The 11,177-nt window shown below is 38.2% G+C and carries 8 protein-coding genes; all 8 read left to right on the top strand.

Annotation, left to right across the window (positions count from 1 at the left end; genetic code table 11):
• Positions 1-1,149: 1,149 nt before the first annotated feature.
• The gene (locus D5R40_RS25960; protein WP_124155443.1) at positions 1,150-2,886 is read left to right on the top strand and encodes an iron uptake porin; all 1,737 of its coding nucleotides are present in this window, start codon (positions 1,150-1,152) and stop codon (positions 2,884-2,886) included.
• 955 nt (positions 2,887-3,841) lie between these two features.
• A complete protein-coding gene (gene lgt, locus D5R40_RS25955) occupies positions 3,842-4,726 on the top strand; it encodes a prolipoprotein diacylglyceryl transferase (protein ID WP_124142989.1) in 885 nt (294 codons plus the stop codon).
• Between the two features lie 679 nt (positions 4,727-5,405).
• Positions 5,406-6,203 (top strand): precorrin-4 C(11)-methyltransferase, encoded by a 798-nt coding sequence (gene cobM / locus D5R40_RS25950; protein WP_124142990.1) that lies wholly within the window; start codon positions 5,406-5,408, stop codon positions 6,201-6,203.
• Between the two features lie 447 nt (positions 6,204-6,650).
• Positions 6,651-6,908, top strand: a complete 258-nt coding sequence (locus tag D5R40_RS42185; RefSeq protein ID WP_287239212.1) for a hypothetical protein — start codon at positions 6,651-6,653, stop codon at positions 6,906-6,908.
• Positions 6,853-7,272, top strand: a complete 420-nt coding sequence (locus D5R40_RS25945; protein WP_339379447.1) for a hypothetical protein — start codon at positions 6,853-6,855, stop codon at positions 7,270-7,272. Before D5R40_RS42185 ends, D5R40_RS25945 begins: the two co-directional genes overlap by 56 nt.
• 119 nt (positions 7,273-7,391) lie before the next feature.
• A complete protein-coding gene (locus D5R40_RS25940; RefSeq protein WP_124155442.1) occupies positions 7,392-8,492 on the top strand; it encodes an FAD-dependent oxidoreductase in 1,101 nt (366 codons plus the stop codon).
• Positions 8,493-8,822: 330 nt separating this feature from the next.
• Positions 8,823-10,166, top strand: coding sequence for a TIGR03279 family radical SAM protein (locus tag D5R40_RS25935; RefSeq protein ID WP_124155441.1), 1,344 nt, complete (start codon positions 8,823-8,825; stop codon positions 10,164-10,166).
• Positions 10,167-10,252: 86 nt separating this feature from the next.
• The coding region (locus tag D5R40_RS25930; protein WP_134239628.1) for a hypothetical protein at positions 10,253-11,177 on the top strand (925 nt) is incomplete at its 3' end.

The raw sequence follows: 11,177 nt of genomic DNA, 5'->3' as shown, positions 1-11,177 counted from the left end.
ACTACCATCATCTTTGTAATTCTTTCTCCTCCTGTCTCCTGTCTTCCCCTCCACGGTCGGGGTTAGGGGTGGGTTGTCTCCTGACTCCTGATTCGATGCTACATTTTGTGGTGCGGAATGTGGGTTTTAGATTTAATCAGCAAGGCCTAAATAGAAATTGAAAAACTGAAAAAGGATAAATAGTTATAAGTTGGTCGTTAAATCGAATGATTTTTTAATTTGACGTTATTATTTTAATTTCAGATTTGACTATCAGTTTGTCTGACTGTCCTTTCTTTGCTTAGTTTTTGGCTTGTTTTCTGAAAAAAATATTCTGAAAATTAGGTTGCAAATTGTCAAATTAGGTGTAAAATTTGCGACGAGACCGTAATTTTTACCTAAAAAACACAGGAGCATGAAAGCCATCGTCCTTTAAGCGATGGATGAAAAGCGAGGAGTCGGATTTTAATCCGAAGTATTTTATCTTACAAAAGTAAGCAGAAAGCTAAGTTTAGAGTTAAGCAGACTGTGTAGGGGCACTTTGACTTGTCCCCAAAGAGTATATCTTTGGTCAGCTAAGAAGAGACGGATCAACAGGGATTTATCTGTGTTGCGTAGTATCTACTTAGAATCCCCTAGGCAACAGCTCTGGGGAGTAGTCAAAAATAAAGGAAAAATCTAATTTCTAAGGTGGCGTCTTAAGCTCATCTCTTGTAAACAAACTGTATATACAGACAAAATAACTAAACTGTGATATAGAGAAGAGAATCATGGTTGAGCTTTTCGTAAAGAAATACTTACGCCTTCCTCAAAGGCTAGAAATTAAATTACAGCATTGCTCAATCAGTAAACTAATCTCTAAATATAGTCAAACGACTTTTGCAGTTGGCCATTTAAAACTTAAGATCGAAAAAAAATATTAAGACTTATTCAAACCTTTGTTTTTTCCTAAAACAAAAACAAATATAACGCCCTAGTCTTGATATATCAAAACAAAAGTAGAGATTCAGTACAAAAAGGCGGTGGGTCCCATCGTCTCTGTCTGCGGAGGGTTAAGTGGTTGCACTCCCTGTGAAACAGAAAGCCCGCGTCCGTGAGGAAGGGATGCCTACATCATACATCTTTGATTTGATGTAGGAGAATGTCACATTGGTGTGAGGGTTAGTAAATATGACAAGACTTATCTGGAAAACTCTAAAGCACAGTCCTAGTGTTTTTAGCGCAACATTATTATTAATGGCAGGTTCAGCGATCGCTGCTGAAGCTCCTCCACAGACTTTAGGAAGTGGCGAAAACTCTGTAAATCAGAACTTAGCCCAAAGTACGATAGAAAACGCATCTTCCTTTGAAATAGCTCAAATAGATATTCGCTCAATGCCCATGGATGACCCTTCATTGGCACCAGTGGCAGTATCAGACTTGGAAGATGGAGATTCACTAGATCAGGTAACATCTGTAACTCAGTTATCAGATGTACAACCTACAGACTGGGCATTCCAAGCACTACAATCCTTGGTAGAGCGTTATGGTTGTATCGCAGGTTATCCTGATGGGACTTATAAGGGAAATCGAGCGATGACCCGTTTTGAGTTTGCAGCAGGTTTGAATTCTTGTTTAGACCGAATTACAGAATTAATCGCAGCGGCAACTTCTGACCTAGTAACTAGAGAAGATTTAGCAGTTTTACAAAGACTGCAAGAGGAATTTGCAGCAGAATTAGCTGCTTTGCGAGGACGAGTAGATGCTCTAGAAGCTAGAACCGCAGAACTAGAAAATAATCAGTTCTCCACTACTACCAAACTTAACGGAGAGGTTTTGTTTTGGTTGAGCGATACCTGGGGAGAACAAGCTGAGGGACGCGGAAGATCCGGCAGTGATGAGGACGAAACTCAGACAACCTTTGGTTATCGGGTTCGTTTGAACTTTGATACCAGTTTCACAGGAGAAGACCGTTTAAGAACTCGTCTACAAGCTAATAACATTCCTAACTATAGCGGTGGAGATTTGACCAATAGTTTAATGACTCGTTTAGCTACAGATAGCAGTCCGGATGATACCATTTCCATTGACAAGTTGGCCTATCGTTTTCCTGTACTGAATGGTAAAGGTGAAGTAGAGATAGCCGCTAACGGTTATGGTCTTGATGACTTTATCGGAACTATCACACCTCTAGAAAGTAGTGGTGCTGGTGCTGTTTCTAGATTTGGACGATTCAACCCTATTTATTATCGTGCTCCTTCTGATGCTGGTGTCAAATTTGCCTACTCCTTCAGTGATGCAATTCAGGTAACTGTGGGTTATGCTGCACCAGATCCTGAAGATCCTCGAGAAGGTAGAGGTGCTTTTAATGGTGGATTTAGTGGATTTGGCCAGTTTACGATTGAGCCAAACGATAAAATAGCTTTTCAACTGGGTTATGTGCGTACCTATCATCCGAAAGACGATGTGAACTTGACCGGAAGTACAGGTAGTTTTCTGGCCAGAGACCCTTTTGAGGGTACACCAACTACCGCAGATACTGTTAACTTTGAGGCTCAATGGAGAGTTACTGATGGCTTTCAAATAGGTGGCTGGGGTGGTGCTTCATTTGCCCGTCCTGAAGATGATGATGATACTGATGATATCACTATTATTACTGGTGCTTTGACTTTAGCTTTCCCAGACCTACTGAAAGAAGGAAGTCTAGGAGGTATTATTGTTGGTGTACCACCAATTGTTACCGATGGTGGTGATAATGATGATTTGAAGGATGATGATACTTCTATACATATTGAAGCTTTTTATCGCTTCCAAATGAACGACAATATCGCTATTACTCCCGGTGTATTTGTGATTACAAATCCTAACCACATTGAGGATAATGACACTCTTTGGGTCGGTACATTAAGAACTCAATTCAGATTCTAAAACTTTGAATTAACAACAAGAAATATATTAGTTAATCAGATTCCATTATTTCGACAACTTTGGCAATTTAGTAAATGATAGAACAACCCATTAGCTAGTCAGTTTCTGGAATAGTTTTATACCCCTTAGCTAGCCTTTAGAAGTGCTGATGATCAAGCTGAGGGGTTTACTTTTTTAATATCAATGTATAGCAGAAGGAAGAAGAAAGAAGGAAAAATCTTGCGTTGTCTTAGCTTGACAGCGGTTTTCATTTGGGTAGACTACACCACGCATAGGGAGTAGGCAGTAGGCAGCTTTGCTGTAGGGGTAAAGAATTGATAATTTCTTTGGGATATAGATATTGATTTTTGATTCTTGGAGATGTCTATTAGCTGAAGGTAAAATTGAAAAACTGATGTTTTGCGCCCAAAGTTAATCTCAAAATCATTACCACTCAGCAACGCCAAAAATCTTGGGATATTCCGGCATTTTATGTCTGCATTAGAATGGAAGTAGAAAGTGCGATAACTGTATAATATCAAATCCGGTTAAACAGCCATAGAATGGTTAAGTTAGGAGTCCTCAGGAGTCAACCCACCCCTCGCCCCTCCCCCTCCCAGGAGGAGAAGACAGGAGTCAGGAGGAGAAAGAATTACAAAGATGATGGTAGTTATGACGATTGAAGATTTTTTTGATGTCCAATTAAACGGATTTGATATAACCAGATTTCATATCAGCAGTCAGCATTGAAAGGGAAAAACTATTTATATCATGTCCGGATAATTAGTGATGAAACAATTTTCTCCTTTTGCTCCTTCTTCTTCCCTGCTGACTCCTCTCTCGTTATTTATAACTATTCAACCGGACATAATATTACTTAACTATATGCTGTGCGATCGCTATATTTATCAAAATTTCTAACTTTTGACTTTTAGCTATTAAGGTATTCTTATAAGTGATTTTTCTATGTAAATTTATGATAACAGAGATTCCCATATTGCCTTTAGGCTTTCAATTTACTTCTCCTGGTCCAATTATTTTTGAATTGGGGCCTTTGGCAGTCCGTTGGTATGGACTTTTAATTGCCACAGCAGTATTAATCGGAGTTACTCTTTCCCAATATTTGGCTAGACGCCGTCATGTTAACCCTGAGTTATTAGGTGATCTAGTGGTTTGGTTGGTATTAGCTGCAATTCCTGGAGCAAGGTTGTACTATGTTCTGTTTGAGTGGGAACAGTACCAACAAAATCCTATAGATATGATTGCAATTTGGAAAGGAGGTATTGCAATTCATGGAGCAATTATTGGTGGAGCGATCGCTGCTTTAATTTTTGCCAGAATTAATAAAATCTCTTTTTGGCAATTGGCAGATTTAGTGGCTCCTTCTGTAATTTTGGGACAAGCTATCGGTCGGTGGGGTAATTTTTTCAATTCTGAGGCTTTTGGTAGTCCCACTGATTTACCTTGGAAGTTATATATCCCTCCAGAACGTCGTCCATCGGAATTAGTAAATTTTGATTATTTTCATCCCACTTTCTTATATGAGTCTCTATGGAATTTGATGGTATTTGGACTATTACTATTCCTATTTTTTAGAGATTTGCGGGGTAGATATCGACTTAAAGTAGGGACTTTATTTCTTGTTTATATGGCAGCTTATAGTAGTGGACGAATTTGGATTGAGGGATTACGGACTGATAGTTTGATGTTAGGGCCACTGCGAATTGCCCAATTTGTGAGTTTAGCTGGAATTTTGTTGGGGTTAGCAGGTTTGGCTTGGCTATATTTGTTGAAGCGACCTTTACCTGATATATGGCCTTCAGAGAATAAGTATAGGGAGGAACAGACACAGAAAGAGTGAAATGCTAGTAATGAGTAAGGCAGAAGGCAGAAGGCAGAAGGCAGAAGGGGAAGGCAGAAGGCAGAAGTAAGAAGGAAAAATTGCATGGCGATAGTCTTTGACATCCTACTTCGTTTCTTATTGCCCCAAACAATTTTCACCACCCCTGTTGACGGTGCAGGGCTAATTCTTTGTCATCAGAGAATATTTACAACTCTATATTTTTGGTTAACTAATTCTAGCAAGATTTAGGAAATTTCAAAGAATGAGGACTTACGCACGGACACTAAATCAAGTGAGGACGCTATTCGGAGCTTTGCGGAGCGCAAATGCCATTCACCCCTACATATGGCGTGTCAAAGGTTAATTTGCATAAGTCCTGAGGATACAATTTTTCTAAGCGTGACAATAAATTGACCCTGCGTTGACGGTGAGGTATTATACCAGTTTGATAAATGTTTGCGACGAATCTCTGTTACCTGTTCCCTGTTCCCTGTTCCCTGTTCCCTATAACTAGAGTTTGTAACATTATTTTTTCACGCTTGGTATTAAACTCGCAAAAGAAAAGATAAAAAAAGCTCTAGACAGTAAGTCCAGAGCTATACCAGGGTCCATCTACCATTCCTTTTCTCTGAATATAGGTACTAACATCAGGAAAAATCACAGAATACTGAAGAAAATTTTTTGACTAATATAATAAATGAATAATACAGAAAGTCTTGAACCAGCAGTCTACATTGTAGGGGCAGGTCCAGGAGACCCCGAGCTATTAACGGTGAAAGCTTATAATCTCTTGGCGAAAGCAGATGTAATTCTATATGCAGATTCTTTAGTACCTAAGCAAATGTTACGAGTTGTACGTCCTGATGCTGAGGTTATTGGAACGGCAAATAAAACTCTAGAAGATATTCTGCCTTTAATGATAGACCGAGTGAAAAAAGGTTGTTCTGTAGTGCGTCTCCATTCTGGAGATCCAAGTTTGTATGGGGCGGTTTATGAGCAAATGCAGCTTTTGGCAGAGGCAGAAATTGATTTTGAAATTGTGCCGGGAATTAGCGCATTTCAGGATGCAGCAGCTAAGTTAAAAGTGGAGTTGACTGTACCTGGGTTGGTGCAGACAATCATATTAACTAGGATTAGTGGAAAAGCTACAGGAGTTCCTTCTAGTGAAGAGTTGGGTAGTTTGGCTGCTCACGGAGCAAGTTTATGTTTGTATTTGAGCGCTCGTCATGTTTGGGAAGCACAACAAAAGTTGATAGAACATTACTCTCCTCAAATACCTATTGCGATATGTTATCGTCTGGGATGGCCTGATGAACAAATTTGGGTTGTACCTTTAGAGAAAATGGCTGTTGTTACTGAGGAGAAACAGTTAGTCAGAACAACGCTCTATGTGATTAGTCCGGCGTTGGAGAAAGTGGAAAAAGTAGGGCGTTCTGGTCTTTATAGTCCTCAACATACTCATCTATTTCGAGGAAGTAGGGGAGTGGGGGAGTAGAGGAGTAGGGGAGTAGGGGAGTGGGGAGAAATTAAAAAATATATATCTTCACAGGTTAGCGAGCAAGACAACCCAAAAATAATTATAACGGGAGCAAGATGCTCCCACTGGTTATACCATTACAATGCACCACTACCAATTAGACTTGTCGCTTTATAACTATAAAAAACTGGTAAACCCTTATCATGTAAGGATTTTAGCAATTTCCATTCAAAAATTCTGGAATTATTACTGTGTCTTAATTTGAGCGATTTTTTCCATCTATTTAGCGACAACTCTATTAATTTTTATAGCAATGTGCACTTGCATATTTGCAAATTACAGGAATTGTCCAATAGCTAAAATCTTATATTATAGGCAATTTATTCCCCCAAATGAGCTGTTGCCAGATGAGCTGTTGCCTGCGCGCAGCGCTATATATCTTACTTCTTAGGTATTTAAGAAAAAATGTCTTACAGCGATTTTACATTAGAAAAAATTAAACAAACTTTTGAAATTAATATAAGAGAAGAACAAAACTATTTTGCAAATATATCGCCATTACAACCAAGTAAATTATTAACAGAAATACTGAACTATAACGTAGCGATCGCCCTGGCAAGTAATAGTGAAAAAGCTCGTTTCCTGACGGAATGCTCCGCAAACGGAAATGATAATTGCGCCAATATTAATAGATATCAAAAGACAAAATCAAGAACAAATTAATATATTTTCAGGCATAGATTTTACAGTCGAACCAGAAACAGGATTAAACGGAAGTTGTGACTTTTTAATCACGAAATCTGCGGAAATGTTAATCATAACAGCTCCAATAATCGTGATTGTTGAAGCGAAAAAGGAAAACCTGAATTTAGGATTAGGGCAATGTATAGCCGAAATGATAGCAGCTAGAATATTTAACCAAAAAGAAGGCAACAATATCAGCACAATTTATGAAGCAATTACATCTGGAACTAACTGGCGATTCTTGCAACTTCAAGAACAAAATATTATGATAGATTTAACCGAATATTACCTAAATCAAGTTAATCTAATTATGGGAATATTAACAGCTAGTCTGACTACTTAAAAAAATACAATTAAATGAAAAGTATATTTCAGATAAGTTATACCAATCAAAAGTAACGCTGTACTTAGGTAATACTTCAATTATTAAGTAACTAACACAGATCGAATAACCTTATATTTATGCTCACACAAAATACTCGTATTGGCATTGTAGGCGCAGGAACAACAGGAACCTATTTAACTTATTTATTAGCTAAAAAAGGTTATCAAGTTGACTTATTTGAAAAATATCCTGCTCCCCGTACTGATGGCTGCGGTATCCTCTTAATTTCTCCAGGAATGCAAGCAATTAATCAGGGAAACCCAGAATTATGTTACCAGTTAATCGAAAAAGGTGTACCTGCAAAAACCTTTGAATTTCGTAACCTCAAAGATGAAGTTGTTAAGCAAGAACAGGTAGAATATGAAGAGAAAGAGATTCCTGGAATTTTAATCCATCGTAAAGCTATCTTAGAATCAATTCTTGCCTATTTGCCCGAATATTGCCAACATTGTAACGCTTGTTTTAGCCATTTAGAACAAACAGAAGACAAGGTAATTGCCTATTTTGAAGATGGGAGTCATTGGGAAGGAGATTTATTGATAGGATGTGATGGAATTTACTCAAAACTCAGGAATTTTGTAGTTCCTGACGTAAAATTGTGTTACTTAGGGAATATTATCTGGCGTGGAATTGTCAAAGAAGACGAATTTTGCCAAGATGGGCGATTTCTGCTTTACGTTCGAAGTAGTGGAATTTATGCAAGTTTCTTTGATATTGGTCATGGTTATACCCATTGGGGATTTTTTCTTGAAAAAGATCAAGAAGAATCCGAATGTAACTTACCTCGACCCCACAATATAGGAATTCCTGACCAAGAATTGGCAAAAGTTCCTGAAACAGGCAGAAAAATTATTGAATCTACCCCAAATGATCAGATTGTTTGCAATTTTTCCTACGATATCGATCCTATACCTCAACTTTATCATGGAAACGTCCTCTTGATTGGGGATGCTGCTCACGCAAAAAGTCCTAGCCGTGGTAGAGGAATGACATCAGGGTTTGAGGATGCCTTGGCTTTATCTCGATATTTAGAAGAAGGTGAGACAATTAATGAAGCTTTAGCTAAATTTCAAGCAGAGCGACTACCCATTGTTCATGAGTACCAGCGTACCAGCAGAGAAATTAGCCCTAAGACTGAACGGAAAAGTAGAGAAAAAAATGCTTCAAAAAGCGGTTAGCACTCAGCACTCAGCAGTAAATATTTAGGGCGTTGCTGAATTGAAGTATGAATGCGCGATTATTTGATTCTAGTCAAGCCCCCTAAATCCCCCAAAATTGGGGGACTTTTAGAGTTTTATTCCCCCCAAAATTGGGGGGTTAGGGGGGCAAAATCATACCCAGAATCAGCAACGCCATATTTAGAAAAGGATTTAAACCCAAGTAGGGGCGAATGGCCATTCGCCCCTACAAGCTGATAGCTGTTTAATGAAAACCGCTGTAAAACTCGTTCATCATGGGTAAGTCCTGTTCCTTATTTCCCTCTTCCCTCTTCCTTTTTCCTTGGTAACATGAGTAAAACTTCTATCAAACCTGCTTTAATAACTAAAATTATCCCCGACTCCATCGCTGCCGAAATTGGTTTTGAACCAGGAGATGCGATCGCCTCTATCAACGGACAACAACCACGAGACTTGATCGACTATCAATATATTTGTGCTGACGAATATCTAGAAATAGAAGTCATCGACGCAAAAGGCAAAACTCACAACATCGAAATAGAAAAAGACTACGATGAAGACTTGGGTTTAGAATTTTCTACCGCTCTGTTCGATGGTTTAATTCAATGTAATAACCGTTGTCCGTTTTGCTTCATCGACCAACAACCACCAGGTAAGCGAGAAACTCTTTACTTGAAAGATGATGACTATCGTCTTAGTTTCCTTTACGGTTCATACCTGACTTTAACTAACCTTCTCCAACGGGAATGGGAGAGAATAGAACAAATGCGACTTTCGCCACTCTATGTTTCTGTCCACACTACTGAACCAGAATTGCGATCACGCCTGCTGAAAAATTCCAGAGCAGGTAAAATACTCGAACAAATTCAGTGGTTTCAACAACGACGACTGCAAATACACGCTCAAGTTGTAGTTTGCCCAGGAATTAATGATGGTATTCATCTAGAACGCACATTATTAGATTTAGCAAAATTTCATACTGGGGAAATTCCGGCAGTAGCATCTGTGGCAGTTGTACCAGTGGGTTTAACTCGCTTTCGCCCTAGTTCAGATGAACTAATACCCGTCACTACTGAAAAAGCGGAGGAAGTCATAGACCAAGTCCAAGAAATTCAAGCTAAACTGAGACAGACATCTGGGACTAATTGCATCTGGTTAGCTGACGAATGGTTTTTGATTGGCCGTCGAGACCTGCCCCCTGCTTCAGAATATGAAGATTATCCTCAAATTGGCAATGGAGTTGGTTCAATTCGCCAGTTTATATCACAATTTGAAGCTGCTGTCAAAGAAATTTTAGCCAATAACATTTGCTTAAGCACCAAAAGAAAGCTAACCTGGGTAGTAGGAAATGCAGTAGAAAAAGCATTTGCAGCGATCGCCGAGCGACTCAATCAAATTGAAGGACTGGAAGTAAATATGGTGGCCTTATCAAGCAACTATTGGGGACAAAGTATTAGTGTCACTGGATTATTAACAGGCCAAGATTTGCTAGATGGTTTACAAGGACGAGACTTAGGGGAAGGAATTATTTTACCCTCAGTCATGCTCAAACCAGGAGATAATCTATTTTTGGATGATATGACCCTAGAAGAATTAGCAGAGCGGCTGAAGAAACCTATTTGGCCAGTGGCAGGAGTAGAAGAACTAATTTTGACTGCTATGGGCGATCGCTAATTGAATTTTCAACTTTTGACTTTGGCAAAGCAGTTGACTCGTTAGTTTAAAATATCAGTTGGACTTGGAGACGAATAAAAAAATCCATGAGTGTTTTTCGTAATGTATTGGTAGTAGGAGCGATCGGAGTAGTTATTTCAAATGCGGGACAGGGGTCTACTGCCCCACCACCTATGCACTCCCAAAGTAATACTCCTAAAGATTCTATTTTAGACCCACAAGAGGTCAAAGAAAAATCTATTGAGGTAACAGAAACTCAAGAAGTCAAGTCAGATACTGATTCTTTAGAGGATATTACTCAATCAAGACCTCAAGGCAGTTTATTAGAAAAGTTAAATTCAAATTCTGATGCTCCTTCATTAGGTACAAAAGCACCATCAACAAGACACTCAAAAGTCAATATTAATAAACAATTACCTAAGTCAAAACCTAATCAAGAGATTATTTCATCTTTAAAAAAATTTGAACATATATATGAAAATACAGGTAGTTTATTGACCGAATTAAAATCCCATAGAAAGGGAGAAAATGTTTCGTCCTCAGTATTACCATTTAAACAAAATATTAATCGTAGTTTTGCAGCTAACAAGAATCAAAAATTTAATGTAGAATCAAAAAATTTGGTTGAATTAGAGAAATCAAATTCTCGTTTATTAGATTTATTACAGTCAAATTCAGATAATTATGAGGTAGAAACGGAAATTAGTCCTGGTAAAGGAACAGAATTTCAACAGTCAATTACTCTCGCTGGTAAAGGGGCTGAAAAATTTAATGTAGAATCAAAAAATTTGGTTGAATTAGAGAAATCAAATTCTCGTTTATTAGATTTATTACAGTCAAATTCAGATAATTATGAGGTAGAAACGGAAATTAATCCGGGTAACGAAACAGAATTTCAACAATCAATTACTCTCGCTGGTAAAGGGGCTGAAAAATTTAATGTAGAATCAAAAAATTTGGTTGAATTAGAGAAATCAAATTCTCGTTTATTAGATTTATTACAGTCAAATT

The sequence above is a fragment of the Okeania hirsuta genome, from assembly GCF_003838195.1.
Classification (GTDB): Bacteria; Cyanobacteriota; Cyanobacteriia; order Cyanobacteriales; family Microcoleaceae; genus Okeania; species Okeania hirsuta.
Note: the sequence above shows the minus strand (reverse complement) of the source record. Positions and strands in the feature narration are given on the sequence as shown.

Coding starts and splice junctions, on each gene's coding strand:
- D5R40_RS42185 (WP_287239212.1), top strand. CDS start 6,651: ATGTCTTACAGCGATTTTACATTAGAAAAAATTAAACAAACTTTTGAA.
- cobM (WP_124142990.1), top strand. CDS start 5,406: ATGAATAATACAGAAAGTCTTGAACCAGCAGTCTACATTGTAGGGGCA.
- D5R40_RS25945 (WP_339379447.1), top strand. CDS start 6,853: ATGATAATTGCGCCAATATTAATAGATATCAAAAGACAAAATCAAGAA.
- D5R40_RS25940 (WP_124155442.1), top strand. CDS start 7,392: ATGCTCACACAAAATACTCGTATTGGCATTGTAGGCGCAGGAACAACA.
- lgt (WP_124142989.1), top strand. CDS start 3,842: ATGATAACAGAGATTCCCATATTGCCTTTAGGCTTTCAATTTACTTCT.
- D5R40_RS25935 (WP_124155441.1), top strand. CDS start 8,823: ATGAGTAAAACTTCTATCAAACCTGCTTTAATAACTAAAATTATCCCC.
- D5R40_RS25960 (WP_124155443.1), top strand. CDS start 1,150: ATGACAAGACTTATCTGGAAAACTCTAAAGCACAGTCCTAGTGTTTTT.